The sequence below is a fragment of the Tardiphaga sp. genome (assembly GCF_025356345.1).
Classification (GTDB): domain Bacteria; phylum Pseudomonadota; class Alphaproteobacteria; order Rhizobiales; family Xanthobacteraceae; genus Tardiphaga.
This window is the reverse complement of sequence record NZ_JANXTC010000203.1, coordinates 1-26382: the sequence shown is the minus strand read 5'-3', so window position 1 is coordinate 26382 and position 26382 is coordinate 1. Positions and strand designations below refer to the sequence as shown.

At 63.0% G+C, this 26382-nt stretch carries 27 protein-coding genes and 1 tRNA gene; 14 read left to right on the top strand and 14 right to left on the bottom strand.

Annotated features, from left to right (window positions below):
• From Q0S16_RS12305 to Q0S16_RS12295, 3 genes are all read left to right on the top strand, one after another.
• Nucleotides 1-585: insulinase family protein (locus Q0S16_RS12305; protein WP_295848561.1), on the top strand; the 585-nt coding region annotated here is incomplete at its 5' end.
• 41 nt (nucleotides 586-626) lie between these two features.
• Complete coding sequence (locus tag Q0S16_RS12300; protein ID WP_295848559.1) at nucleotides 627-1214, top strand: GNAT family protein; 588 nt, start codon at nucleotides 627-629, stop codon at nucleotides 1212-1214.
• A gap of 143 nt (nucleotides 1215-1357) precedes the next feature.
• Nucleotides 1358-2026 (top strand): hypothetical protein, encoded by a 669-nt coding sequence (locus tag Q0S16_RS12295; RefSeq protein WP_295848557.1) that lies wholly within the window; start codon nucleotides 1358-1360, stop codon nucleotides 2024-2026.
• Nucleotides 2027-2153: 127 nt separating this feature from the next.
• On the opposite strand, the gene Q0S16_RS12290 is transcribed toward Q0S16_RS12295, so the two are convergent.
• From Q0S16_RS12290 to Q0S16_RS12270, 5 genes are all read right to left on the bottom strand, one after another.
• Complete coding sequence (locus Q0S16_RS12290; protein WP_295848555.1) at nucleotides 2154-2642, bottom strand: ATP F0F1 synthase subunit B; 489 nt, start codon at nucleotides 2640-2642, stop codon at nucleotides 2154-2156.
• Between the two features lie 3 nt (nucleotides 2643-2645).
• The gene (locus Q0S16_RS12285) at nucleotides 2646-3233 is read right to left on the bottom strand and encodes a F0F1 ATP synthase subunit B' (RefSeq protein WP_295848553.1); all 588 of its coding nucleotides are present in this window, start codon (nucleotides 3231-3233) and stop codon (nucleotides 2646-2648) included.
• 63 nt (nucleotides 3234-3296) lie between these two features.
• Entirely contained in the window at nucleotides 3297-3524 is a 228-nt protein-coding gene (locus Q0S16_RS12280) for a F0F1 ATP synthase subunit C (RefSeq protein ID WP_068732626.1), read from the bottom strand.
• A gap of 58 nt (nucleotides 3525-3582) precedes the next feature.
• The gene (locus tag Q0S16_RS12275; RefSeq protein WP_295848547.1) at nucleotides 3583-4332 is read right to left on the bottom strand and encodes a F0F1 ATP synthase subunit A; all 750 of its coding nucleotides are present in this window, start codon (nucleotides 4330-4332) and stop codon (nucleotides 3583-3585) included.
• A gap of 90 nt (nucleotides 4333-4422) precedes the next feature.
• The gene (locus Q0S16_RS12270; protein ID WP_295848546.1) at nucleotides 4423-4794 is read right to left on the bottom strand and encodes an AtpZ/AtpI family protein; all 372 of its coding nucleotides are present in this window, start codon (nucleotides 4792-4794) and stop codon (nucleotides 4423-4425) included.
• A gap of 286 nt (nucleotides 4795-5080) precedes the next feature.
• On the opposite strand from Q0S16_RS12270, the gene Q0S16_RS12265 reads away from it, so the two are divergent.
• The 3 genes from Q0S16_RS12265 (at nucleotide 5081) to Q0S16_RS12255 (ending at nucleotide 6788) form a co-directional block, all read left to right on the top strand.
• On the top strand, nucleotides 5081-5704 hold the full coding sequence (locus Q0S16_RS12265; protein WP_295848569.1) for a 2-hydroxychromene-2-carboxylate isomerase: 624 nt from the start codon (nucleotides 5081-5083) through the stop codon (nucleotides 5702-5704).
• A 57-nt stretch (nucleotides 5705-5761) separates the two neighbouring features.
• Nucleotides 5762-6229: a hypothetical protein gene (locus tag Q0S16_RS12260; RefSeq protein WP_295848567.1), complete on the top strand. Its 468-nt coding sequence runs from the start codon at nucleotides 5762-5764 to the stop codon at nucleotides 6227-6229.
• An 88-nt stretch (nucleotides 6230-6317) separates the two neighbouring features.
• Nucleotides 6318-6788, top strand: a complete 471-nt coding sequence (locus Q0S16_RS12255) for a secondary thiamine-phosphate synthase enzyme YjbQ (protein WP_295848544.1) — start codon at nucleotides 6318-6320, stop codon at nucleotides 6786-6788.
• A gap of 126 nt (nucleotides 6789-6914) precedes the next feature.
• On the opposite strand, the gene Q0S16_RS12250 is transcribed toward Q0S16_RS12255, so the two are convergent.
• Nucleotides 6915-8603, bottom strand: coding sequence for an MFS transporter (locus tag Q0S16_RS12250; RefSeq protein ID WP_295848542.1), 1689 nt, complete (start codon nucleotides 8601-8603; stop codon nucleotides 6915-6917).
• A 348-nt stretch (nucleotides 8604-8951) separates the two neighbouring features.
• Here Q0S16_RS12250 and Q0S16_RS12245 point away from each other — a divergent pair, with 348 nt between their 5' ends.
• Nucleotides 8952-9629, top strand: a complete 678-nt coding sequence (locus Q0S16_RS12245; protein ID WP_295848540.1) for a response regulator transcription factor — start codon at nucleotides 8952-8954, stop codon at nucleotides 9627-9629.
• Between the two features lie 95 nt (nucleotides 9630-9724).
• On the opposite strand, the gene Q0S16_RS12240 is transcribed toward Q0S16_RS12245, so the two are convergent.
• Nucleotides 9725-10672, bottom strand: a complete 948-nt coding sequence (locus Q0S16_RS12240; RefSeq protein WP_295848538.1) for a LysR family transcriptional regulator — start codon at nucleotides 10670-10672, stop codon at nucleotides 9725-9727.
• A gap of 110 nt (nucleotides 10673-10782) precedes the next feature.
• Here Q0S16_RS12240 and Q0S16_RS12235 point away from each other — a divergent pair, with 110 nt between their 5' ends.
• A complete protein-coding gene (locus Q0S16_RS12235) occupies nucleotides 10783-12051 on the top strand; it encodes an MFS transporter (RefSeq protein ID WP_295848536.1) in 1269 nt (422 codons plus the stop codon).
• Between the two features lie 40 nt (nucleotides 12052-12091).
• A complete protein-coding gene (locus Q0S16_RS12230; protein ID WP_295848535.1) occupies nucleotides 12092-13009 on the top strand; it encodes an SMP-30/gluconolactonase/LRE family protein in 918 nt (305 codons plus the stop codon).
• Nucleotides 13010-13166: 157 nt separating this feature from the next.
• Here Q0S16_RS12230 and Q0S16_RS12225 read toward each other — a convergent pair whose 3' ends face one another.
• A complete protein-coding gene (locus tag Q0S16_RS12225) occupies nucleotides 13167-16685 on the bottom strand; it encodes a PAS domain-containing hybrid sensor histidine kinase/response regulator (protein ID WP_295848534.1) in 3519 nt (1172 codons plus the stop codon).
• A gap of 232 nt (nucleotides 16686-16917) precedes the next feature.
• On the bottom strand, nucleotides 16918-18108 hold the full coding sequence (gene hemA / locus Q0S16_RS12220; RefSeq protein WP_295848566.1) for a 5-aminolevulinate synthase: 1191 nt from the start codon (nucleotides 18106-18108) through the stop codon (nucleotides 16918-16920).
• Between hemA and Q0S16_RS12215 the strand changes: the two genes are divergently transcribed.
• The gene (locus Q0S16_RS12215; RefSeq protein ID WP_295848571.1) at nucleotides 18031-18258 is read left to right on the top strand and encodes a hypothetical protein; all 228 of its coding nucleotides are present in this window, start codon (nucleotides 18031-18033) and stop codon (nucleotides 18256-18258) included. The genes hemA and Q0S16_RS12215 overlap by 78 nt on opposite strands.
• Nucleotides 18259-18339: 81 nt before the next feature.
• Here Q0S16_RS12215 and Q0S16_RS12210 read toward each other — a convergent pair whose 3' ends face one another.
• From Q0S16_RS12210 to Q0S16_RS12200, 3 genes are all read right to left on the bottom strand, one after another.
• Complete coding sequence (locus tag Q0S16_RS12210) at nucleotides 18340-19404, bottom strand: MBL fold metallo-hydrolase (protein WP_295848533.1); 1065 nt, start codon at nucleotides 19402-19404, stop codon at nucleotides 18340-18342.
• A gap of 94 nt (nucleotides 19405-19498) precedes the next feature.
• Entirely contained in the window at nucleotides 19499-20530 is a 1032-nt protein-coding gene (gene bioB / locus Q0S16_RS12205; protein ID WP_295848565.1) for a biotin synthase BioB, read from the bottom strand.
• 112 nt (nucleotides 20531-20642) lie between these two features.
• Complete coding sequence (locus Q0S16_RS12200; protein WP_295848531.1) at nucleotides 20643-21362, bottom strand: porin family protein; 720 nt, start codon at nucleotides 21360-21362, stop codon at nucleotides 20643-20645.
• A gap of 650 nt (nucleotides 21363-22012) precedes the next feature.
• Here Q0S16_RS12200 and Q0S16_RS12195 point away from each other — a divergent pair.
• Complete coding sequence (locus tag Q0S16_RS12195; RefSeq protein ID WP_295848529.1) at nucleotides 22013-22240, top strand: hypothetical protein; 228 nt, start codon at nucleotides 22013-22015, stop codon at nucleotides 22238-22240.
• Between the two features lie 28 nt (nucleotides 22241-22268).
• Here the strand turns inward: Q0S16_RS12195 and Q0S16_RS12190 are convergent.
• Both Q0S16_RS12190 and Q0S16_RS26435 read right to left on the bottom strand, forming a co-directional pair.
• Nucleotides 22269-22343, bottom strand: a tRNA-Thr gene (locus tag Q0S16_RS12190).
• 245 nt (nucleotides 22344-22588) lie between these two features.
• Nucleotides 22589-23008, bottom strand: a complete 420-nt coding sequence (locus Q0S16_RS26435) for a hypothetical protein (RefSeq protein ID WP_366517824.1) — start codon at nucleotides 23006-23008, stop codon at nucleotides 22589-22591.
• Here Q0S16_RS26435 and Q0S16_RS12180 point away from each other — a divergent pair.
• The 3 genes from Q0S16_RS12180 to murA form a co-directional block, all read left to right on the top strand.
• Nucleotides 22982-24574, top strand: a complete 1593-nt coding sequence (locus tag Q0S16_RS12180; protein ID WP_366517823.1) for an FAD-dependent oxidoreductase — start codon at nucleotides 22982-22984, stop codon at nucleotides 24572-24574. The genes Q0S16_RS26435 and Q0S16_RS12180 overlap by 27 nt on opposite strands.
• A gap of 47 nt (nucleotides 24575-24621) precedes the next feature.
• A complete protein-coding gene (locus Q0S16_RS12175) occupies nucleotides 24622-24927 on the top strand; it encodes an EthD family reductase (RefSeq protein ID WP_295848562.1) in 306 nt (101 codons plus the stop codon).
• Nucleotides 24928-25197: 270 nt separating this feature from the next.
• Nucleotides 25198-26382, top strand: a 1185-nt coding sequence (gene murA, locus Q0S16_RS12170) for a UDP-N-acetylglucosamine 1-carboxyvinyltransferase (protein ID WP_295848523.1), incomplete at its 3' end; no start/stop codon positions are given.

Genomic DNA, 26382 nt, shown 5'->3' with positions numbered 1-26382 from the left:
CAGGCGCATCTGACGCTGGCGCTGGAAGGCCTGCCGCAGGCCGACCCGGCGCTGTTCAGCCTGCAGGTGTTCACCAATATTATCGGTGGCGGGATGTCGTCGCGACTGTTCCAGGAAGTGCGCGAGAAGCGTGGCCTGTGCTACTCGATCTACACGTTTCACGCGCCCTATAGCGATACGGGATTCTTCGGGCTCTACACCGGGACCGATCCGGCCGACGCGCCGGAGATGATGGAGGTCATCGTCGATGTCATCAATGACGCCGTGGAGACGCTGACCGAGTCCGAGATCGCTCGCGCCAAGGCGCAGATGAAGGCCGGCCTGTTGATGGCTTTGGAAAGCTGCAGCGCCCGCGCCGAGCAGCTGGCGCGCCACATGCTGGCCTATGGCCGGCCGCTGACCGTCGAGGAGCTGGTGGCCCGGATCGATGCCGTGAGCGTGGAATCCGCCCGCGACGTCGCCCGCAGTCTGCTGATGCGCAGCCGCCCCGCGGTATGCGCCCTCGGCAGTGGTCGCGGCCTGGACAGCGCGGTCGCCTACGCCGAAGGTTTGACCCGCGCCAAGGACAAAACGCTGCTACACTAGTTCCGGTTTCTGACGCAGGGCAGGTTTTCGGGGAAGCGGATATGGCTTTGTTTCGTTTGCCGGCGAGTGGACCGGCGGCGCTGGCGCCGCGGGGCTACGGTTTGCTGTTGCGCGCGCCAGTGATGGCGGACCACCCGCAATGGGCTGACCTACGCGATTACAGCCGCGATTATCTGACACCGTGGGAGCCGATCTGGCCGTCCGACGATCTGACCCGCTCGGGGTTTCGCCGCCGGTTGCGGCGCTATGCCGAGGATGCTTCGGCCGACCGAGCCTATCCGTTCCTGGTTTTTCGCGAGTCCGACAGCGTGTTGATGGGCGGCGTGACGCTGGCCAATGTCCGCCGCGGCATCGTCCAGGCCGGCACCGTCGGCTACTGGGTCGGCCAGCCCTATGCGCATCAGGGCGTCATGACCGCCGCGTTACGCGTGCTGATCCCAACCCTGTTCGGCGAGCTAAATCTGCACCGCGTCGAGGCCGCCTGCATCCCGACCAATACGGCGTCGGTGCGGGTGCTGGAAAAATGCGGTTTCAACCGCGAGGGTCTGGCGCGGCGCTATCTGTGCATCAACGGGGTCTGGCAGGACCATTTGCTCTACGGCATGCTGCACGAGGATTTTCGCGGCTAGCCTTCTGCGCTTGTGCTGCCGGTCGCAGCCTCGCCGGGGGACAGCATGCTGCCTTGGGTTCGCCGCCATTGCGCTGCTATAAGGCGGCAGCGCGGCTTTGGGGAAACCCGCGCGAACCACGCGTTTTCGGGGATATCGACATCATGCGACATATTGGTTTGAGGCAGGGTGCCCGGCGGGGCCCGCTGCTGGCGCTGGCTGCGGTCGGGCTGACACTGGCCGGCTGTGCCGGCGGCAGTATGTTCGGCGAGGGCAGTACGCTCGGAAACGCCACCTCGGCGGTCGGTGACCGCTTCAGCCAATTGTTTGGCTCCAATTCGCAGGAGCCCGGCGCCGCTGCTCCCGCCGCGCCGGAGGGCGAGTTGACCTGTCCGAGCGTCAGCATCCGACCGGGCGCTTCCACCTATGCGGTCGGCGCGCCGGGCAAGCCGGCTTCCGGCAATGATCTGCGTTATCAGGCCACGATCACCCGCACCGCGCGCGACTGTAACCTCAATGCCGGCCAGATTACGGTACGGATCGGCATCCAGGGCCGCCTGATCGTCGGTCCGGCCGGCGCTCCCGCGGCGGTCGATGTGCCGCTGCGCGTCGCCGTGGTACAGGAGGGGGTCAATCCGAAGACCATCGCCACCAAGGTATACCAGACCAACGTGCAGGTCGGTGAAGAGACCAGCGTGCCGTTCAGCCTGGTCGGTGAGGATCTTGTCTATCCCGCCCCTTCCGCCGCCGCCGGTGATTCCTACGTGTTCTATATCGGGTTCGATCCGCAGGCGCTGAAGCCGGAGCCGAAGGCACGGGCGAAGCGACGCTAGAAAGTCGTTGTCTTTTTTACCCCGCCCTGGAGGGGAATGGTGACAGCGCAGGACGATGAGCCACCAGAACTAAAAAAGCCGGCGCGATTTTATCGCGCCGGCTTTTAAATGTTGAAACAAGAACGACCTAGTTCAGCTTGGCGCGGACTTCGCCGATGCCCTTGATCAGCAGATCGTCGGCGACGGAGCCGGTGACCGACTGCGACAGGATCGAGGTCGCGGCGGTCACCGCGGCGTCGGCCGCGGCGGCACGGACGTCGGCGATGGCCTGGGCTTCAGCCAGCGCGATCTTGCCTTCCGCGGTCTTGGTGCGGCGGGCCACGAAGTCTTCCATCTTCACCTTGGCTTCCGCGGCGATGCGCTCGGCCTCTTCCGTGGCGGCAGTGATGATGTCCAGGGCTTCGCGCTCGGCCGAGGCGTGACGGGCCTTGTAGTCGGCCAGCAGGGCCGCGGCTTCGTCGCGCAGCTTGCGAGCGTCGTCGAGCTCGGCCTTGATGCGATCGCGGCGATGATCGAGCGCCTTCAGCAGCGTCCGATGAATGCCGAAATAGCCAAACACGGCCATCAACAGCACGAAGGATACGGCGACCCAGTCTTCAGCTTCAAAACCGAACATCGTCTATCCTTTCAGCGAGGCGTCGAGCGCGGCGTTGACGACGGCGGGCTTCGGGGCGATGCCCGTCAGCCGTTCGACGATCGCCGAGGCGGTGTCAGCGGCAATGCCGCGGACATTGCCCATGGCCGTGGCGCGGGTGCTGGCGATGGTCTCTTCGGCGGCGCTGAGCCGCGTTGCGAGACTGGCTTCCAGCGTGGCCTTGGCCGCTTCCTGCTGCGTATTGAGCTTTTCACGAACCTCCGCCGCCATTGCCTGCGCCTTGGCGCGGGCCGTGGCGAGCTCGGTTTCGTAAGCCTTCAGCGCCGCGTCGGAATCCGCCTTCAACCTGGCGGCTTCGTTCAGGTCGGTATCGATGACCTGTTGACGGGCCGCGAGCACGCCGCCGACGCGGGGCAGCGCCAGTCGCGACACGATCAGATAGAGCAGGCCGAACGCGATAGCGAACGACACCAGCTGTGAAGCGAAGGTGTTGCTCTCGAACGGCGGGAAAGAGGCCTTGTGACCACCATCCGCCGTCGTATGCGCGGTCGTTCCCTTGGCGGATTCGCCAGCGGAATGTCCCGGTTGGGATTTGCCCTGACCTTCAGCCACAGCAGTCTCCTTATCGATCGGAAGCGCCCCGGGATGGGGCTGCGACCGGATCAGTTGTCAGGCTTAGACGGCGAACAGCAGCAGCAGCGCGATCAGCAGCGAGAAGATGCCGAGCGCTTCCGTGACGGCGAAGCCGAAGATCAGATTGGCGAACTGGCCCTGGGAGGCCGAGGGATTGCGCAGGGCGCCGTTCAGGAACTGGCTGAAGATCATGCCCACGCCGATGCCGGCGCCACCCATGCCGAGACAAGCAATGCCGGCGCCGATGTACTTCGCTGCGATGGGATCCATGGTAAAACTCCTGGTTGGGATAGGGATAAGAGAGAGGGGTGGAAATCGGCCGGGACGCTTAGTGTCCCGGATGAAGCGCGTCGTTGAGATAGATGCAGGTCAGGATCGTGAACACATAGGCCTGCAGGAAAGCGACCAGCAATTCCAGCGCGGTCAGCGCCGTGGTCATTGCCAGCGGCAGCACCGATCCGAAGATGCCAAGGGCGCCAAGCGCGCTCAGCGACGTCACGAAGCCGGCGAAAACCTTCAGCGTGATGTGGCCGGCCAGCATGTTGGCGAACAGACGTACCGAATGCGACACCGGGCGGGACAGGAACGAGATCACCTCGATCACGGTCACCAGCGGCAAAATGTACATCGGGATGCCGGACGGCACGAAGACCTTGAAGAATTTCAGGCCGTTCTTGTAGATGCCGTAAATCAGCACGGTCAGGAATACCATCAGCGCCAGGGCGACGGCGACGATCAGATGGCTGGTGACGGTGAAGGTATAGGGAACGATGCCAATCAGGTTCGCGGTCAGGATGAACATGAACAGCGAAAACACAAACGGGAAGAACTTCATTCCCTCTTCGCCGATCGAGCTTCGCACCGTATTGGACACGAATTCGAACGACAATTCGGCGACCGACTGGAAACGGTTCGGGACCAGCGCGCGTCCGGCGCTGCCGCCGATCATCAGCACCGACACGATCGCCACCGCGCCCAGCATGTAGGCTGACGAGTTGGTGAAGGCGATTTCCTGGCCGCCAATGTGGCCCAGGGTAAAGATCTTGTGGATCTCAAATTGATGGATCGGATCGGCCATCCACGTCGGTCTTTCATCTCGGCCGGGTTGCCCGGCCTGTTTTGCCGGACAGTCCGGCGATTCTAACGTTGCGCAAGCGGCGCGCGAAACTCATGGCTTTGGCGCGATCCCGGCCGAGCGCATCACGTTGATCACGCCGGCGACAAAGCCGAGCAGCATGAACACGATCAACCCCCAGGGCGATGTCGACAGCAAACGGTCCAGGCCCCAGCCAAGAATCGTTCCGACAACAACACCCGCGACCAGTTCCGAGGAAAGCCGGAGACCCACCGCCATGGCTGACGCCCTGGACTGCGCGTTTCCGCTCCCAGTTTCGGATTGGTCAGTCTTGAATTGACGGTCATCCCGAATTTTGGACAACCGTTGATCGAGACTCCCGAGCCTTGCGGAAAGCGCAGCCTCATCGGGAGGCGGTTTCCCACTTCCGCTTTCGCCGCCATCGTCCCGTGTGCCGTCGGTCATGCTCTCGACACCCGAAATAACGCTGCAATCGCTGGAAATAACGCCCCGTCGCCCTTAAAAGCCGGGCGGACCATACTTAGCGAGTCTTGCCAAGTCAAGATTAGCTGATCGCCCCTTAGGACCTTGATTCACTTGATTTTATTGGGAAAAATCCAATTCCGCTGCGCGCGATCGCCGCAGCGCAATAGCGAGTTCAAAGATATCCACCTTGCATGCGACAGACCGCTCTGGTGAGGTGCCGCCAGATGGACAAAAGCGTCGCCAAAAGCGTCCCACCGGAGTGAGCATGCCGCAACAGATCGACTATTATTTTTCACTGCCGTCGCCCTGGGCCTATATCGGCCACACGCTCTTCCGTGAAATCGTAAGTACTTATGATCTCAAGGTGAATCACAAGCCGGTGTTTCTTGGCGAATTGTTCGCGGAAACCGGTGGCTTGCCGCTCGGCAAGCGCCACCCGGTGCGGCAACGTTACCGGATGCTGGAATTGCAGCGCTGGCGCGACCGCCGCGGTCTCGATTTCCATCTGCAACCAAAGCATTGGCCGTTCGACGCCCGACTCCCCGACGGTCTGGTGGTCGCTGCCATCGAGGCCGGCTTCGATCCCGATCCATTGCTGCGTCGCGCCTTTCCGGCGGTCTGGGAAGCGCAGCTGAACCTCGCGGATCCCTCGGTATTGATAGAGCTTGCCACTGATTCGGGGCTGCCCGGCAGGCAATTGGTGGAGCGGGCGGCAGCCGACGAGATTGGCGTCATCTATGAGCAGAACCGCCAGGATGCGCTGGCTGCCGACGTGTTCGGCTCGCCGGCCTATGTGCTGAACGGCGAAGTGTTCTGGGGCCAGGACCGGATCGAATTGCTGGCCGACGCGTTGAAAAGCAAGCGTGCGCCCCACAAGTCCCAGGTGTAGGCGAGCCGGGCGAAGCCGCGGAGCCTTCTCATGAAAACGACCGTTACCGGCATTATAATGGTGTTGGTCGCCGCGGCGGCGATCAGAGGCGCTTCCGCGCAGGGCAGGCCGGACAGCGAAAATGGCCGTTACGTGTTGTCGGCGGTGGTCGATGGCGTGGTGATCCGGCTCGATACAAGCAGCGGCGCGGTTTCCACTTGCGCCGACAAGGGCAGCGGCTGGGCCTGTTACGCCGTGCCTGACGAGCGTGCCGCGCTCGATACCGAGATCGGCCGGCTGCAAAAGGAAAATGGATCGCTGCGGGCGCAACTCGCCGCACGCGGCCCCGACGTCGCCGGCAAGACCGAGGAGGCGCTGCCGAAGCAGGATGCGCTGAAGCCAAAGCCGGACGTCGAGCGAAAACTAGAGATCCCGCTGCCGAGCGACCGTGATATCGACCGCGTGATGTCGTTTGTGGAAAACGCCTGGCGCAAGCTGGTCGATCTCGCCGGTCGCTTGCAGCGTGACGCCGACGGCAAGATCTGAGGCCGCTCGCAATGACGGCTGCCGCTCTCGTCCAGGGGAACGCGACCGGGAAATTGGGTTCAATCGTCATCCATCGGTCAGGCCTGTCATGACCTCAAAATCCATCACCCGCTCCGTGCCGTCCTTGGTCAGCGCCGCCAGCGTCGTGTCGGCCCTGATGCGGGTCCAGACTCGGGGCGCCGGCTTCCTCGACCTGACCGGCGAGGTCGCCAAATTTATCGCCGAGGTGGGTGCGCGCGAGGGCGCGCTGACGGTGTTCATCCGCCACACTTCGGCATCGCTGACCATCCAGGAAAATGCCGACCCGTCGGTGCTGGTCGATCTGATGGCGGTTCTCGATCGTCTCGCGCCGCGGGATTTTCACTGGACCCATGACACCGAGGGCCCCGACGACATGCCGGCGCATGTCCGCACCATGCTGACCGCGACCTCGTTGCAGGTCCCGGTGCTGTCCAGCGAACTCGCGCTGGGTACCTGGCAGGCGATCTATCTGATCGAACACCGCCGCCGCCCGCACCAACGCGAGATCGTGCTGCAATTTGTTGGGGCGGCGGGGTAGTGCGGTTGGCTCGACGCGCAGGGTGGGTTTCGGCGCAAGCGCGCCTAACCCACCTTTCAACTCCTCATAAGACAACAAAAAACCGGCCGCGGATTGCTCCGCGGCCGGTGTTGGCAAGATGCGCGATCAGTCCTTGCTGATGTCGACGTCCTTGGTTTCCGGCAGGAAGAAGAAGCCGACCACCGCGGTAATCGTCGCGAAGGTGATCGGGTACCACAGGCCGGCATAGATATCGCCGGTCGAGGCCACGATCGCGAACGAGGTCGCCGGTAGCAGGCCGCCAAACCAGCCATTGCCGATGTGGTAGGGCAGCGACATCGAGGTGTAGCGGATGCGGGTCGGGAACAGTTCCACCAGCAGCGCCGCGATCGGGCCGTAGACCATGGTGACAAACAGCACCAGGACGAACAGCAGACCGATCACCGCCGCGACCTGCGGACGGAAGATGTCGAACGGATGTGCCATCTTCACGATCTGTGCGTCACCCACCTTCGGGTAGCCCGCCGCTTGCACCGCCGCCAGCACCGCGGGGTTGGAAGCGGCCGCGGTGTAGGGCACGATGTTGCCGTTGACGTTGACCTTGACACCGGAGCCGGCCGGGCCAGTCGAGGTCGAATACTTCACCGAAGACTGCGCCAGATAGGCCCGCGCGGTGTCGCACGGCGTGGTGAACACGCGGGTGCCGACCGGATTGAACAGATCGCCGCACAGAGCGGGGTCCGAGACAACCTCGACCTTGACGGTCTCGATCGCCTTTTCCAGCGTCGGGTTGGCGTTGCTGGTGATCATCCGGAAGATCGGGAAGAAGGTCAGCGCCGCGATCAGGCAGCCCGCCAGGATGATCGGCTTGCGGCCGATCTTGTCGGACAGGGCACCCCAGAAGATGAAGAAGCCGGTGCCGAGCAGCAGCGACCACGCGATCAGCAGGTTGGCGGTGTAGCCGTCGACCTTGAGGATCGATTGCATGAAGAACAGCGCGTAGAACTGGCCGGTGTACCAGACCACGCCCTGACCCATGGTGGCGCCGACAAGGGCAATAACGACGATCTTGGCGTTGCCCCAGTTGCCGAACGATTCGGTCAGCGGCGATTTGGAACCCTTGCCCTCTTCCTTCATCTTCTTGAAGACCGGGGATTCGTTCAGCCGTAGCCGGATCCAGACCGAGATGCCGAGCAGCACCACCGAGACCAGGAACGGAATGCGCCAGCCCCAGGCCGCGAATTCCGGTTCGCCCAGAATTGTACGGGTGAACAGGATGACCAGCAGCGACAGGAATAGCCCCAGCGTCGCCGTGGTCTGGATGAACGACGTGTAGTAGCCGCGTTTGCCGTGTGGCGAATGCTCCGCCACATAGGTGGCCGCGCCGCCATATTCGCCGCCAAGCGCCAGGCCCTGCAGCAGGCGCAGCGAGATCAGGATGATCGGCGCCGCGATGCCGATGGTCGCGGCATTGGGCAGCAGGCCGACGATGAAGGTCGACAGGCCCATGATCAGGATGGTGACGAGGAAGGTGTATTTGCGGCCGACGAGGTCACCGACCCGGCCGAACACGATGGCGCCGAACGGGCGCACGATGAAGCCGGCGGCGAAGGCCAGCAGCGCGAAGATGTCGCGGGTTGCCTGGTTGAACATCGGCAGCTTGGTCGCGGGATCGATCACGCCGAAGAACTGCGCGCCGATGATGCCGGCGAGCGAGCCGAACAAATAAAAGTCGTACCATTCGAAAACGGTGCCGAGCGAGGATGCGAAGATGACGAACCGTTCGTCCTTCGTCATTCCGGCTGCCTTCGGTGATGTGGCGGCTAGTGTCGACATGTGCGAATCGCTCCCCGATATGTTGCTAGATCTCGCTTGCCGCGCCGAACTCGTGTCGGCTTTGGGCGGCAGCTTCGGGTCGCAAGGTAACATCGCGGTGAAAGGCGTCCCAATACGACTTTAGGCCCTTTCAAGGCCATTTCCGCATTGGGCCCGCGCCGCACTGTCGCGGCCTGCGACGTGGTACACGGGTGCGACGCAGCACGCCGCCGTTCACCAATTTACCGCGTGGCAGCATTGGACGCTTGCCAGACGCGTGGCGGCAGACGACACTTGTGTCGAGAACGCGGTTTCGCGTGGAATTTCAGTCCGGTCGCGGCGTATTGCCGACCTTTTGCGTGGATCTCGATGTCGGTTGTTACCAGCCTACGGCTCATCATCGCCGACGATCATCCGCTGTTTCGCGGTGCGCTGCGACAGGCGGTGTCCAGCGTGTTGCCCGAGGCCCGGATCGATGAAACCGGAACCTTCGAGGATCTCACCGCGATGCTGGAACAGGATTCCGATGTCGACTTGATTCTGCTCGACCTTTCGATGCCCGGCATATCGGGTTTTTCCGGGTTGATCTATTTACGCGCGCAATATCCGGCGATTCCGGTGGTGATTGTTTCCGCCAGCGACGATGTCGGCACGATTCGCCAGTCGCTCGATTTCGGCGCCTCCGGCTTCATCCCGAAGCGCTTCGGCGTCGATACCTTGCGCGACGCGATTCTCCGGGTGATGGATGGCGACGTCTGGATCCCGCCGGACATCGACATCAGCGCCGCCGTCGATCCGGAAATGACCAAATTGCGTGACCGTCTGGTGACGCTGACGCCGCAGCAGGTCCGCGTGCTGATGATGCTGTCACAAGGTCTGCTGAACAAACAGATCGCCTATGAGCTCACGGTGTCGGAAGCGACCATCAAGGCGCATGTCTCCGCGATCCTGCAGAAGCTCGGCGTCGAAAGCCGCACCCAGGCGGTGATCGCCGCCGCCAAGATCGCCACCGGCCAGTGGCGCCAGAATGAAGCCGCGTCGCAGTAAATTCAGGCGCTGTCAGGCCGGGACGCGGCGGACGGCAATGCCAGATGACGCAGGCCCGGAAGCCCGCGATTGCCTGCATTGCCAGACGGCACCAATCAGGCCGTCGTCCCGCCGTCCTGTGGCCTCGCGCTGTTCGACAACTCGCCGCGGATGATATGTTCCCGCACGACATTTTCGAATTCCGAAATGAACGCATCGGCAAGACGAGACGTGGGACGATGCCTCGGCTTCAGCATTCGTCCGGTCATCGGCACGCGCGGCAGCAAAGGTCTCTTGATCAGATCCGAAAACATTCCGCCCAGCAATGCGAAGCCATCGACGATCGCGATGCCGGCGCCTGCTTGAACCAGGGAGCAGGCCGTCCAGGATTGGGTGACTTCGATGGCGATGTTGCGCCGTAGTCCCGCACTGTCAAACAGGGACTCCAGCAGGGCTCCGATGGGCCGGCCGCTATTGAAGGAAATCAGCGGATGGGCCTGTAGCTGGCGGGCCTCGATGGCGGGGCATTTCGCGAGAACGTGTCCATGCGGCATGACGCAGAACAACTCGGTCGAACAGAAATCCGACGCCACCGTGCTGCTGTCCTCCGCGGGGCTGAGTGCAAAACCGACATCGACTTTGTGGTCAGCGACAAATTCCACGATTTCATGATTTAGCAGTGTTTCGAGCACCACGCGGGTGCGCGGCCGCGATTGCCGAAACCGTTCGATCGCTCTGCCGATCAGGCTGTTTCCGAACGAAGCCGAGGCCGCGACGGTCACCACCCCGCTTCGGGAATCGCGCAGATCGTGAGCCAGTCTGTTGACCGACTCCATCGCCGCAAAAGCCTTGATGAGTTCAGGCAGTAATTTGCGCGCCTCGATTGTCGGCGTGAGAATGCCGTGCGCCCGAATAAACAACTGAAATCCGAGTTGATCCTCGGCTTGCTGGAGGATTTTGCTGACGGCCGGCTGTGACACGTGCAGAAGGCGAGCCGCCTCCGTGACGCTCCCCGTTTCCATGACGGCGCGAAAAATCTCAAGCTGCCTGAAACGAGGGTTCATAACTTTTATCTATGGGGTCAGTCATTTTTGGTATTTGACCTTATGCCTTCGGGTTGAGCAACCTGTCGGCAAGCTCAAAGAGCAAATAAAAAAATCTGGGGGAGAAATTGATGAAGGTCGGTCGCCGTCGATATTGGATCTATCTGCTGCTGTTCTGTCTGTCGGCGATCAATTATGTGGATCGCATTGCATTGTCGGTCTCGTCGCAAGCGATTGCGAAGGAATTCGACCTCTCCCCGGTGGCGCTTGGCTACCTGTTTTCCTCCTTTTTGTGGACCTACATCCTCTGCCTGCTGCCGATGGGCATGCTGGTTGACCGCTACGGTACGCGCATTTCAAACGCGGTCAGTATTTCGGTGTGGTCGATCGCGACCATGCTGACCGGCGCCGCCGGCAGCTTCTCGGCCCTGATCGCGACCCGCCTGGCGATGGGGGCGGGTGAAGCGTCCACATTCCCTGCTGGCATCCGCACCATCCGCGAATGGGTGCCAGTCGGCGAGCGGGGCGTTGCTACCGCGATTTTCAACAGCGGTGCCTATGCGGGCCCGGCGTTCGGCGCGATCTTTCTGGCCTGGATATCCAGCATCTGGGGATGGCGTGGTTCTTTCGTCATTGCCGGCGCGATCGGGTTCGTCTGGCTCGCCGCCTGGCTGATCTGGTTCAACAAGCCCGAAAAAGTGAGCTGGCTCGGAGCCGAAGAGCGCCAGAAAATATTGAGCGAACGCGACGTCGTTGAAAAGGCCGTGGCCGTCACGGGCAGTGCGTCGAAGCTTCGCGACCTGCTGCGCGAGAAATCAATGTGGGGCCTGGCACTGACCCAAGGGTGCGCGGTGTATACGCAATATCTGTTTCTGACCTGGCTGCCGAGCTATCTGCAGGCGACACGCGACATATCGATTCTGAAAACCGGACTTTATACGGCCATATCCTACGGCCTGGCGGTTATCCTGGGAATTGCACTGGGCCGATTGAGCGACCTCATTCTCACCCCGGCGACCGTACGGCAGGGCGGCCGCCGCAAGATGGTGGTGATCATGATGCTGTGCTCGTCGATCATCCTGGCGGCGCCGTTCGTGTCGTCAGTCTGGGGAATCGTTGCGCTGGTCACGGTTTCGCTGACCGGTATTTCGACGGCTATCTCGATGAATTTTGCGCTTGCTAACGACCTGCTGCGTAACCCGCAGGATGCCGGAAAGGCGACGAGCATCATGGTCGTCGGCGGCAATGTCTTCGGCGTGATGGCACCTATCGTCACTGGTTACGTCATTGTCGGGTCCGGCGGATATGGCTGGGCGTTCGGTTTGGCCGGCATTCTATTGCTGATCGGGGCCGTGACTTCCCTGACCCTGACGCGGCAACCAATTGGCGTATCCTCCTGATCGCGATGTCTTCTTTCAACACTTGACCGGGAACCAGACCATGTTCGCTCCTCCGAAGAACGTTGAAACTGAAGTGTTTGCCCGGCTCCCGGATGAGTTTCGGGGAAGTGATCCCGATAATGAATGGGTGGCGGCGCAGCCGGCCGGCGGCCCTTCCGATTCGTTGCTCGAAGGGCCGTCGTTCGATCGTGAGGGAAATCTGTGGTGTGTCGATATCCCCAACGGACGGATCTTTCGAATCTCGCCGCAGGGCCGGTTCGAAGTTGTTTGCCAATATGACGGCTGGCCAAACGGATTGAAGATCCACCGTGATGGCAGGGTGTTCGTCGCCGACTACAAGAACGGCATCATGTTGCTCGACCCGGTCAGCGGCAAGATCAGTCCGTATCTCGTTCGTGCCAACCTGGAGCGGTTCAAGGCCATCAACGACCTGTTTTTCGCGCGCAATGGCGACCTGTATTTCACCGACCAGGGAATGACCGGTCTTCACGATCCAAGCGGGCGCGTGTTTCGTCTGCGTCCCGATGGTCAGGTCGATTGTCTGCTGGACAATGTGCCGAGTCCGAATGGCATCGTGATGAATCTCGACGAGACGATGCTGTACGTCGCAGTCACGCGCGGCAATTGCGTCTGGCGCGTTCCGTTACGCCGCGACGGCGGCGTCGCGAAAGTTGGAATCTACATTCAACTTTCCGGCGGATGGGGTGGTCCGGACGGCCTCGCGCTGGATGCCAAGGGCGGGCTGGCTGTCTCCCACGTCGGGCTTGGCTCCGTTTGGATTTTCGATGCACGGGGCGAACCACAGTACCGCGTGCGGTCATGCGCCGGCAATCACACGACCAACATCGCCTATGGCGGGCCCGACGGATGCTCGCTTTACATCACCGAGTCCGGAAGCGGCAGCATCCTGAAGGCGAAACTGGAAACGCCGGGCAACATGATGTTTTCCCACTCGTGAAATAACTTTGTCGCAGCACGCTGTTGATCCCGCGCGCGCCAATTCAGGCCGACAGCTGAGCTGACAGAAGAAGCCGGCGGACCATGGCGGCCAGGCCGCGTGCATGGCTCGTCAAACGCTGACGCCAGCGCGCGCGTCTCCGGCTGCGAGTATTGAATCACTCCGCCGCGATCATCTGTTGCGTACGCCATTGGCCGAGCAGCGCGCGCAGCGAGGCCGGCTTTACCGGCTTGTTCAGAACCACGATCCGGTCCTGTCGCGCGGCGTCGCGGACATGCGGGCTGCGGTCGGCGGTGATCAGGATCGCTGGAATGTTGGCGCCGAAGCGGTTGCGGATCTCGCGGATCGCGGCGACGCCATTGCCGCGATCGAGATGATAGTCGACCAGAAGCCCGGTCACGCGCTTGCCTGCCGCCTCGGTCGCGGTGATCGCCTCGATCGCCGCCGCCGGATCGGTCACCGCGATCACCGTCGCGTCCCAGGCCTGCAGCAATGTCTTCATTCCGTCGAGAATAGCTGCGTCGTTCTCGATGCATACGATCAGCGTGCCGGACATCGGCGATTTCGATAGCGGCGTGGCGCTGGTGACGGCGGTGGTGTGGTTGATCGCCTTGGCGACCGGCACCGTCACCGAGAAGAACGAGCCGCCGCCGCGGTTGGAATCCAGCGCGATGCCGTGGTTGAGCACCGAGGCCAGCCGTTTCACGATCGACAGTCCGAGGCCGAGGCCGCGGGCGATCCGCGCACCCTGTTCGAGGCGGTGGAATTCCTTGAAGATTTCGCCGCGCTTCAGGATCGGAATGCCGACGCCGGTGTCATAAATGCCGATTTTCAGCGTTTCGCCGCGCCGCTGGCAGCCGACCAGCACGCGGCCATGCGGGGTGTATTTGATGGCGTTGGAGATCAGGTTTTGCAGCAGCCTGCGCAGCAGCAGCCGGTCGGACTCGACCGGCAGCGAGCACGGCACGAATTTCAGCGCGACGCCTCGGGCCCGCGCGATCGGCGCGTATTCGATTTCCAGCGAGCGCATCAGGTCGCCAATCCGGAAGCTGGTGATCGACGGGTTCATCGCGCCGGCGTCGAGTCGCGAGATATCCAGCAGCGCGCCGAGAATTTCCTCGATCGCCTCCAGCGATTCGTCGATGTTCTCGACCAGACGGGCGTCCTCGCCGCCGCACTGCCGCTCCACCAGGCTGGTGACGTAGAGCCGCGCGGCATTCAGCGGCTGCAGGATGTCGTGGCTGGCGGCGGCGAGAAACCGCGTCTTCGAGATATTGGCGTCTTCCGCGGTACTCTTGGCCAGAGCCAGTTCGGAATTCAGCCGCGTCAATTCCTCGGTGCGATCGCGAACGCGCTTTTCCAGCGTGGCATTGGCGCGCTCCAGCGCCTCGGCAGCCTCGAAACTCGGCGTGACATCGGAGAACGTCACCACCAGGCTGCCTTCCGGCATCCGGTTGGCGCGCACCTCGATCACGATCTGCCGCTCCGGAATCCGCTCCAGATAGGGCTCGCCCTCGGTAGTATAGGCGATCAGCCGGGCATTGGTCAGGGTCTCGTTGTCGCCGAAAGCGGGCGCGCTCTGCGCGCCGATGAAGTCGAGGATTTCACGCAGCGGCACGCCGATCTGCACGATCGGCGACGGCAGCCCGAGAATCTCGCCGAACTGCCGATTCGAGCAAATCAGCTGCAGTTCCGGATTGAACACCGCGATGCCCTGGCGCACGTGATTGAGCGCGGTCTGCAGGATCTCTCGGTTGAAATGCAGCGCGGCATGCGAATCGTCGAGCAGCTTCAGCGCGGCCTTGGCGGACACGGTGCGCTTGCGCAGCAGCAGCGACATCACCACGCGTGACGACGCCGCGCCGATCGAGGATGCGATCAGATGTTCGGCGTGCTGCAGCAGCACGAAGTCGGCGGGCGCGGCCGGATCGAGGTCGACGCGGTGGCTGGCGGCGAAGGTCGCAAAGGATTCATGGGCGCGGTCTGCGCCGAGGTATTGATTCACCGTGCCGAGAATGTCCTGCACGGTGACGGCGGTGCGCCAGCGCCGGAACGCCGGCGTGATCGGCGCCAGCGCGTTGGGTACGAACACATCGGCCTGCAGCCGTTCGATCGAGGACGGCTGCCGCATCAGCGACATCACGATGTAAGCGAGGATGTTGAGCGACAGGCTCCACAGCGTGCCGTGCATCAGCGGCGGCAGGTCGGCGCCGAATAGATCCTGCGGGCGCAGCGCCTCGATCCCGAACGGGCCGTGCTGCAGCATCAGCATGCCGGCGGTGTTGCCGTCGAGGAAGCTCGGGATGAACAGCGTATAGGCCCAGACGACGAAGCCGACCACCATGCCGCCCATCGCGCCGCGGGCAGTGGCGCGACGCCAGATCAGGCCGCCGAAAAACGCTGGCGCGAACTGCGCGATGGCGGCGAAGGACAACAGGCCGATGGCCGCGAGCTGAGTGTTGCCGAGCGCGCGAAAATACAGATAGGCCATCACCATGATGCCGAAGATCGCGCCGCGGCGAACCTTGAGCAGCAGGTTGCCGTAATCGGTCGGCGTGCTTGGCGATTGCGGGCTGCGGCGAAGCACCAGCGGCAGCACAAGGTCGTTCGACACCATGATCGCCAATGCCACGCATTCGACGATCACCATCGCGGTCGCCGCCGACAGCCCGCCAATGAACACCAGCATGCTGAGGAAGGTGGCACCGGCCTCGATTGGCAGCGCCAGCACATACATGTCGCTGTCGACCGCGCCGAACGGGAAGCTGACGAGGCCGGCCAGCGCGATCGGGATCACGAACAGGTTGATGGCGACCAGATACAGCGGAAACAGCCAGCGCGCGCGGCCGACTTCGGCGTCGCTGGAATTTTCCACGACACTGACGTGAAACTGCCGCGGCAGCAGCATGATGGCGCAGAACGACAACAGCACCATGGTGAGGAAATTGCCGATCGACGGCGTGTAGTCGATCGCTCGCAGCGCCTCCGGGGTCTTCATGGCGCGCTCGAACAGTTCGACCGGTCCGAACATCCAGAACGTCACGAAAATACCCGCGGCGATGAAGGCGACCAGCTTGACGATCGATTCGGTGGCCACCGCCAGCATCAGGCCATGCTGGTGCTCGGTGGCGCTGGTCTGGCGGGTGCCGAACAGCACCGCGAACAGCGCCATCGCCGCCGTCACCAGCAACGCCATGTCGCCGACCACCGGTACGCCGGCGATCGCCTTGTCGTCGCCCAGAATGGTTTCCAGTGACGAGGCGACCGCCTTGAGCTGCAGTGCGATGTAGGGCACCGAGCCGATGATCGCGATCACCGCGACGGTGGCGGCCACCGCCTGGCTCTTGCCGTAGCGCGCGGCGATGAAATCGGCGATCGAGGTGATGTTCTGCGATTTCGCCAGATGGATGACCCGGCGCAGGATCGGCGTGCCGAACGCGATCATCAGGATCGGCCCGACATAGATCGCCAGAAACTCGATGCTGGTGCGGCTGGCAAAGCCGACCGAACCAAAGAATGTCCATGAGGTGCAGTAGATCGCCAGCGATAGCGGATAGATCAGCGCGCCGGCACGGCCGCGCTTCAACAGCGCATGGCGATCGCCATAGCTGGCGACGCAGAACAGGAATCCGATGTATCCGAGGGCGGCAACAATCACCCCCCAGTCGTGCAGCATCGTCCAGGCTCCCCGCCGCGGGCGCAGGCCCGTCCATGCGGCGAAAACCTAGCGTGTTGTCGTGATGCAAGCGACAGGGATTTGCAGGGGTGTGTCGTTCCCCGGACGCGATGCAATACGAAGTATTGCCTCGCAGATCCGGGGCCCCGGTCGCGCACTAACCGGGATCCCGGCTCCGCGGAGCGGCACAAGGGTGCCTCACCGCGTCCGGGAAACCCAGAGCGCCTGCGTCCTACTCCGCCGCCATCGCCTTGGTGGCGAGCTTCAGCCCGAGCTGCTCCCACACCTGGACCAGCGCCTCGGCCAGATCGTCGATCAGCCCGTCGTCGTGATAGGGCGACGGGGTGATGCGCAGACGTTCGGCGCCCTTGGCTACGGTCGGGTAGTTGATCGGCTGGATGTAGATGCCGTGCTCTTCCAGCAGCAGGTCGCTGGCCTTCTTGCACAGCTCGGCATCGCCGACGAACATCGGCACGATATGGGTGTCGCTCGACATCACCGGCAGGCCGGCGGCGGTGAGGATCGCCTTGACCCGGGCAGCGCGGTCCTGGTGGCGCTCGCGCTCCCAGTTCGAGGTCTTGAGATGGCGGATCGCGGCGGTCGCGGCCGAGCAGATCGCCGGTGGCAGCGCCGTGGTGAAGATGAAGCCCGGCGCGTAGGAGCGCACGGCGTCGACGATGTCCTTGCTTCCGGCGATATAACCACCGAGGCAGCCAAAGGCCTTGGCCAGCGTGCCCTCAAGAATGTCGATGCGGTGCATCACACCCTCGCGCTCGGCAATGCCACCGCCGCGCGGGCCGTACATGCCGACGGCATGGACTTCGTCGACATAGGTCATGGCGCCATACTTCTCGGCGAGGTCGCAGATTTCCGCCAGCGGCGCGATATCGCCGTCCATCGAATAAAGGCTCTCGCAGGCGATCAGCTTCGGCCGCGCGGGATCAGCGACCTTGAGCAGCTCTTCGAGATGCGCGACGTCGTTGTGGCGGAACACGATGCGCTCGCAACCGGCCTGGCGGATGCCTTCGATCATTGAATTGTGGTTCAGGGCGTCCGACAAAATCAGGCAATTCGGCATCAGTTTTGCCAGGGTTGAGATGCCGGCCTGGTTCGAGACATAGCCCGAAGTGAACAGCAGGGCGGCTTCCTTGCCATGCAGGTCGGCGAGCTCCGCCTCAAGCTGCACCAGCGGATGATGGGTGCCGGCAATGTTGCGGGTGCCGCCGGCGCCGGTGCCGACCCGGGTCGCGGTCTCGACCATGGCGCCGACCACTTTCGGGTGCTGGCCCATGCCGAGGTAATCGTTCGAGCACCAGATCACGACATTCCGGGGACCCGTTGGCGCATGCCAGACCGCATGGGGAAAACGACCGGCGATGCGTTCAAGATCGGCGAAAACGCGATAGCGCCGCTCATCATGCAGACGTTCGAGGGCATCCCGGAAGAACTTGCTGTAATCCATTACCAAAACCTCGAAAAGGCGCTCAAGCAGACCTTGCTTGCATGCGTTTTAGAGCTTTTCCAAGCGGGATGTCGAGCCGCAATGCGGCCCCGGCTGCCCGCCCGGCGGTGATCCGGGTTGCATCCGGCGCGGATCAAAAGTTGATTTTGATCAACACGCTAGCCACCGATTCAGGCCAATAGCCGCGTCGTATCAGGCTGCGCTGAAACGCAATATGCCATCTGGTCCTAGGCGCTGGGTCAGCCGGTTCTGCGCCAGCATGTAGTTGACATGGGCGATCAACTCGCCGGCGGCGAAGCCGGTCTGGTGGGCGTCGAGCTTGTGCTTGAAGAACACCACCGGCACCAGTTCGGCGGAGGTCTTCGCGGTGTCGCGGCAGGCCTCGGCGATCATCTGGCAACGCTCTTCGTGATGGTCGGAAAGCTGTTTGGTGCGGGTCTTGAGGCCAAAAAAAGGCAGCCCGTGGCCGGGCAACACCAACGCCTCGGCCGGTAGCGTATTTTCCAGGTTTTTCAACGAGCTGAGATAGGCACCGAGGGCGTTTTCGGCGGGTTCGTGGGCCCAGACGCTGACGTTCGGCGAAATCTTGCTGAGGACCTGATCGGCGGACAAAAACAGCTGTTCCGCGGCGCAATACAGCATCACCTGGTCCGGTGAATGGCCGGCCCCGGTGATGACCCGGAAGCTGCGCGCGCCAATCAGGATGTCATCGCCATGGGACAGCCGGACATAGGCGGCCGGCAGCGGCACGGTCTTGGTCAGATATTCCTGGCCGCGGCCGAGCAACTGCTCGGTGATCGCCTCGTCCATGCCATGACGGCGGAAGAACTGCCGCGAATTCACCAGCCGCTCGTCGGTACGTCGGTTCTGGTGATAGACGCCCTGCAGATATTCGACCTGCGACATGTAGAACGGGCAGCTGAACCGCTGCACCATCCAGCCGGCCTGGCCGACATGGTCGGGATGCGCATGGGTGACGATCACCCGGCTGATGGTCTTGCCGCGCAGCGGCCCGTCGAACAGCGTCGTCCACGCCGCGATGGTGGCGTCGTTGCCGATGCCGGTGTCGATCATCGCCCAGCCATCGCCGTCGGCCAGCAGATATATGTTCACATGGTTGAGGCGGAACGGCAGGTCGAGCCGGATCCACAAAATGCCCGGGGCGATCTCGACGACCTGGTCGGCGCCCGGATGGCTCTCCCACGGATATCGCAGTTCATCGGCGGCCACGGCAAACGCGTCTGTTTTTGAATGCATCGGTTCTGTCACAATGTCTTTGTCTTCGCATCGGCTTAGCGGGACACAGGGCGCGGCGCCAGCCCGAATTGGCGGGCGCCGGTGACGCGGCGGCTCAGAGCGCGGCTTGGCCTGGCTGCGATACCTCCGATTTGACGCCGTCGAGCGCCGAACGGATGCCGAGACGGTCGAGCAGCAAAGCGTCGCGATCGGTCTGCGGGTTTTTGGTGGTCAGCAGCACGTCGCCGATGAAGATCGAATTAGCGCCGGCGACGAAGCACAGGGCCTGCAACTCGTCGGTCATGTATTGCCGCCCGGCGGACAATCGCACCACGCTCTTCGGCATCATGATGCGCGCCACGGCGATCATACGGACCAGTGCGATCGGGTCGGGGCGCTCGGCGGTGTCATTGACCGGCACGCCCTTGACCTCGTTCCACAGGTTGATCGGCACGCTTTCCGGATGCCGCGGCAGGTTGGCCAGCAGCATCAGCATGCCCAGCCGGTCCTCGACCTGCTCGCCCATGCCGACGATACCGCCGCAGCAGACCTTCAGCCCGGCATGCCGCGCATGCGCCAGCGTTTCGATGCGGTCCTGCATGGTCCGGGTCGAGATGATCCTGCTGTAGAATTCCGGCGAGGTGTCGACATTGTGATTGTAGAAATCCAGCCCGGCATCCTGCAGCCGCCGCGCCTGTTCGCCGGTCAGCATCCCCAGCGTCGCGCAGGTCTCGAGCCCCAGCTCTTTCACCGCGCTGACCATCTCGCAGACCCGGTCGAGGTCCTTGTCCTTCGGATTGCGCCAAGCCGCCGCCATGCAGAACCGGCTGGCGCCGGCCGCCTTGGCGCGCTGCGCGGTCGCCACCACGGTATCGCGGTCCATCAGTTTGGTGGCGCTGACGTCAGTATCGTATTTCGCGCTTTGCGAGCAGTAGCCGCAATCTTCCGGGCAGCCGCCGGTCTTGATGCTGAGCAGGCTGGCGGTCTCGACATGGTTGGGATCGAAATGGCCGCGGTGAACACTTTGCGCCTGGAAGATCAGGTCGGAAAACGGCAGGTCGTACAGCGCCTGCGCCTGCGCGCGTTGCCAGTCGTGGCGCGGCTCGGTGGCGGAGCCGCTGTGAGTGACGTGGACAGCAGATATCATATTCATGGGTGTCCTCTCGCGGCAAAGCCATCGCAGGGCGCCTGGTAGGCAAACAAAAAGGCCGGCGCAAGCGCCGGCCTTTTCTTATTCAGAAGCTTCGATCAGACGAAGATCAATACTTCGCGAGGATCGGGCCGCCGAGGTTGAAGCGGTAGTTCAGGCCTGCCTTGACGGTGTGCTCGTCGTTGCGGGTCGAACCGAAGCCAGCCAGAGCCGGTGCCGAGAAGCTGGTCTTGCCGAAGTCGTAATACTGGTATTCAACCTTGCCCGACCAATTCTGGGTGAACAGGTATTCCAGACCGCCGCCGACGGTGTAGCCATCCTTGCTGCCGTTGATGCCGCCCTGGTTCACGCCGTTGAGCGCGAGGTTGCGGTTGATGTCAGCATAGGCGTAGCCGCCCTTGACGTACAGCAGGGCGGGGCCCCAGGTGTAGCCGAGACGGCCGGTGACCGAGCCGAGGCCCTTGATGTTCGAGCCGTAGGTGTAGCCAAGGCCAGCGCCCGGGAACACGACGTTGTTGTTGCTGTTGCCGGTCCAGCTGTAGTTGGCTTCAATGCCCATCACCCAGTTCGGAGCGAACTGGTAGTCATAGCCGCCCTGAACGCCGCCCATGAACTGGCCGTCGTTGTTGCCGTTGGAAACACCGGCGAAGCCGTTGTTGCCGTTGAACGCGCCACCGATGTGGCCGCCGATGTAGAAGCCGGTCCAGTTGTAGATCGGGGAAGCGACGTAGGCCGGGGCCTTCGTGTAGGGGCGCGCTGCCATGTCGGCGGCCGAAGCGGTCGCGGTGAGGGCGATCAGGGCAACGGTGCCGAGAAGGAAGTTCTTCATTTTATTGTTCTCCAGAAACTATTTCGGAGCAGCCGTGTGTCGGCTCCATCCATGGCGTGGATGTAGCCAGCTTTTGCATAAAAGGCTGTCACCCATTCGCCACAGATGGCGACATCCGAACCATCTGGAAAGTCTCGATTTTTCGCCGCTTATTGCGGCCCACATAAAATCTCAAAGTCGCCTTATTTGCCCGCGTTTAAAGCACTCGAGTACCTTTTGTTTATCGAGAAGCAGTTTTCAATTACGCCTAAATCGCGACGGGTATTTCTTGCCTGACGTTTCCCGCGACCCAATGCCGCTGTTGTGAAGTGTCGTCGGTGTTGGTTGATCGCTACGGATCGACGCGCGGAGTGATCATTCGGCCGGGCGAGGGCGAGGTAGCCTCACGCCCTATGGCCGCTGCCCGAGCCGCACCATGTGCCATCGAACGGTTCGGTCGGCGCGTCGCCGCGCCGTGGCGGTTACGCGCCGCTGGAAACAAAATCCCGATCCCGAGTTGATGCCGCGCGGTGTCTAAGCCTCCGCGGAGAGAAGCCCGTCGCATGCACGTCGAGCGAATTTTACGGGAATATGGCCAGTTTGTCCGGCCGCTCATTGAAGCCCCGCGCGACGGACGACGAATTCTCGCGCATTCGCGCCGCGGACACTTTGTGTCCTGTCATTGGGAAATCCTGCCGACGGCGCTGATCGGGCCGTGCTGGGTCGAGGAAAGACACCGTGCCGTCGGCTATCTCGACCGCTATTTCGACGGCTGGATCAATCCGGCCGATTTAAGGCTGCTCGACAGTGCCGCCATCAACCGTCTGCTGATCGCCTATATCGACGATGCCCGCGCTGTCGAAAATCTGGAAATCCTGAAGGTGCTGGAAGAGTGCTAATCCTTGGCCATCCATGGCGAAGGCAAGCTGGTGCTGCCACACAGGGTCGAACTGTGGACCTCTCCATTACCAATGGAGTGCTCTACCACTGAGCTACGGCAGCATGCTGGACCAGAATCAATCAACCTCAAAAGGCCGTCCAAGCGGGGCGATCCTTGCCACAAGGATTCGGGCCACGCAAGCGCGGCAGGCGCCGCGGGCCGATCATTGTCAATGAATCGGCAAATGTTTCGAAAAGGAGCCCCCTTTTGGCCTGCTCCGACAGGTTCCGCCGAGGTCCGCCGACGTTGATCGGGCGCCTTGAAGATATATTTCAGGTTCAGAACGGTAGTTTCTGCTAGGCCTACCTCAAAAGCGTAAATTCACTGCCATTTTGCCGACTTCCGATCCATCCGGCGTGCCATGACCGACCAGCCGACCAAACCGCCGCCGCACGAACTCGCCCGTCAGAACCGGCTGCGCAGCGCGCTGCGCGAAAATCTGAAGCGGCGAAAATCGCAATTGCGCGGCCGGGCGGATCAGCCGGAGGCGCGCTCGGACGCCGCAACCGAAGATATCGCGGACGAATCCCGAGGACCGACCGATCCAGATCGCGAGTAATCGCGTGACACCCTGAGCGTAACGTTGCGAAAAATGCCTCCAGCGTCTGAAATATCGGCATCCGCCGGACCATCCGCCCGCCCGCCTTTGCCGCGTCACGACCAGACCTTCCCGACGCTGACGGCGACGGAAATCGAACGGATGCGCCGATTCGGTGAAATCCGTCATTATCGCGATGGCGACCGGCTGTTTGAAACCGGCAAGCCAGGGCCAGGCATGTTCGTGGTGCTGTCCGGGCATGTCGCCATCACCCAGCGCGATGGGCTTGGCCATGTCACGCCGGTGGCCGACCAGGGGGCCGGGCAATTCCTCGCCGAGATCGGCCAATTGTCCGGCCGCGTCGCGCTGGTCGATGGCCATGCCGAGGGCGAGGTGGAGGCGCTGGTGATTGCACCGGAGCGGCTGCGGGCGCTGCTGGTCGCGGAAGCCGACCTCGGCGAACGAATCATGCGGGCGCTGATCCTGCGGCGGGTCAATCTGATTCAGGGTGGCGTCGGCGGCCCGGTGCTGATTGGCCATTCCAGCGCGGCGGATGTGATCCGGCTGCGGGGTTTTCTCACCCGCAACGGCTACCCGCATCATCTGCTTGACCCCGCTGTCGACAAGGATGCCGCCGATCTGATCGCGCGCTATACGCCGTCACCGCAGGACCTGCCGCTGGTGGTGGTGCCCGACGGCTCGGTGCTGCGCAATCCCGGGGTTTCCGATCTGGCCCGCGCCATTGGCATGATCGGCCTGCTCGAACAGGGCAAGGTCTACGACGTCGCCATCGTCGGCAGCGGCCCCGCCGGGCTGTCGACGGCGGTGTATGCCGCCTCCGAGGGGCTGTCGGTGGCGGTCTGCGATTCCCGCGCCTTTGGCGGCCAGGCCGGTGCCAGTGCGCGGATCGAGAACTATCTCGGCTTTCCCACCGGCATCTCCGGCCTAGCGCTGACGGCGCGGGCCTTCAACCAGGCGCAGAAACTCGGCGCAGACATGATGATCCCGGTGGAGGTGATGTCGCTGGACTGCGCCCGCGACGACGGTGCCTTTGCACTGACGCTGGATGGCGGCGATGTGCTGCGCGCCCGATCGATCGTGGTGGCGAGCGGGGCGCGCTATCGTCGCCCGGACATCGCGCATCTGGCGGAATTCGAGGGCCGCGGCGTCTGGTACTGGGCGTCGCCGATCGAGGCCCGGCTGTGCCAGGCGCGGGAGGTGATCCTGGTGGGCGGCGGCAATTCCGCGGGCCAGGCCGCGGTGTTCCTCGCCGCGCAGGCCAGCAAGGTTCACATGGTCATTCGCGGCGGCGGGCTGGGTGCCAGCATGTCGCGCTATCTGATCGAGCGCATCGAGGCGACGCCGAACATCGAACTGGTGTTCAATACCGAGGTGGTCGGGCTGGCCGGCGTCGGAGATTCCGGGCTGCAGCAGGTGCGCCTTCGCAGCCGGCTGTCCGGCGGCGAATCGACGATGGATATCCGCAACCTGTTCCTGTTCGTCGGCGCCGATCCCGCCACCGGATGGCTCGGCGAGTGCGGCGTGGCACTCGACCGCGGCGGGTTCATCATCACCGGGGCGCCGTCCGACGGACGCCTGGTACCGGCGCTGGAGACCTCGGTACCCGGCGTATTCGCGGTCGGCGACGTCCGTTCCGGCTCGGTCAAACGGGTCGGCGGCGCGATTGGTGAGGGCGCGCAGGTGGTCGCAGCGCTGCACGGTTTTCTGGGCGACACCGCCCAGCCGACGCTCTAGGATAACGTGTGCCGCAGATCAAAAACAACCAAAAGGGAGGAAGTGCGATGGCCCAACTCGTGGTTCTCTACAAGACGCCGACCGATGTCGCTGCTTTCGATGCCTATTACGCCAGCACCCATATTCCACTGGCGAAGAAAGTTCCCGGGGTGAGGAAGTACGAGATCAGTCAGGGCACGATAGCCAGCCCGGCACCGACCGGCGTTCATCTGGTTGCGACGCTGACCTTCGATAGTCTCGCGGCGATTCAGGCGGGCCTGGGCAGCGCCGAAGGGCAGGCCGCCGCGGCGGATGTGGCGAATTTTGCCACCGGCGGTGCTGACATGCTGATGTTCGACAGCAAGGAAGTATAGGCTCGTCGCGGACATCATGGAGTTCGATGGGGCCAAGTCCCGCGCGTCTGTTCCCGACGCTTGCGTCAGGCCAAGCGCGCTCGGCTGCGGGGAATTATCCTCGAAATCGCTTCGGGGGCCTCGCAAGCAGTCCATCTGATCCGGCTGCTTGTTTTAGCCCAATCGCTAGGCAGATTGTCGGTTCCCATCGAAAAGCCGCAAATTTCAAAGCTTTTGCGTTAAAGGGGCCATCCGCCCTATAGTTCGGGCACACAATCAGCGGGAATCGGTATGGATCGCATTCGCATCGTCGGCGGCAGCCAGCTCAATGGCACCATTCCGATCTCCGGCGCGAAAAACGCCGCGCTGCCACTGATGATCGCCGGACTGCTGACCGATGAGACGCTGATCCTCGACAACGTGCCGCGGCTGGCTGACGTCGCGCAGCTGCAGCGGATTCTCGGCAATCACGGCGTCGACATCATGTCGGTCGGCAAGCGCCCGGGCGACCATGAATATCAGGGCCAGACCCTGCATATCTCAGCCAAGAACATCATCGACACCACCGCGCCCTATGAGCTGGTCTCGAAGATGCGCGCCTCGTTCTGGGTGATCGCGCCGCTGTTGGCGCGGATGCACGAGGCCAAGGTCTCGCTGCCCGGCGGCTGCGCCATCGGGACAAGGCCGGTCGATCTGTTGATCATGGCGCTGGAGAAACTCGGCGCCGAGATCGTCATCGACGGCGGCTATGTGATCGCCAAGGCCCCAGGTGGCCTCAAGGGCGCCACTATCGATTTTCCCAAGGTCACCGTGTCCGGCACCCATGTGGCGCTGATGGCGGCGACGCTGGCCAAGGGCATCACCATCATCAATAATGCCGCCTGCGAGCCGGAAATTCTCGATGTCGCCGCCTGCCTGAACAAGATGGGCGCGCGCGTCACCGGCGCCGGCACCACCCGCATCGTCATCGAAGGCGTGGCCAGGCTGCATGGCGCGCGGCATCCGGTGCTGCCGGACCGGATCGAGACCGGCACCTATGCGATGGCGGTGGCGATGACCGGCGGCGATGTGCAACTGGCCGGTGCGCGCCCTGAATTGCTGCAATCGGCACTCGACGTGCTGACCCAGGCGGGCGCCGTGATCACCGTCAACAATGAAGGCATCCGGGTCGCCCGCAACGGCGCCGGTATCCGGCCGGTGACGGTTTCGACCGCGCCGTTTCCGGGCTTTCCAACCGACTTGCAGGCCCAATTGATGGCGCTGATGGCCTGCGCCGGGGGCTCCTCGCATATCACCGAGACGATTTTCGAGAATCGCTTCATGCATGTGCAGGAATTGGCGCGGCTCGGCGCGCATATCAAGCTGGAGGGCGATACCGCGATCGTCGAGGGCGTCAAGAAATTGCGCGGCGCGCCTGTCATGGCGACCGATCGGCGCGCATCGGTGTCGCTGGTGATCGCAGGCCTTGCCGCCGAA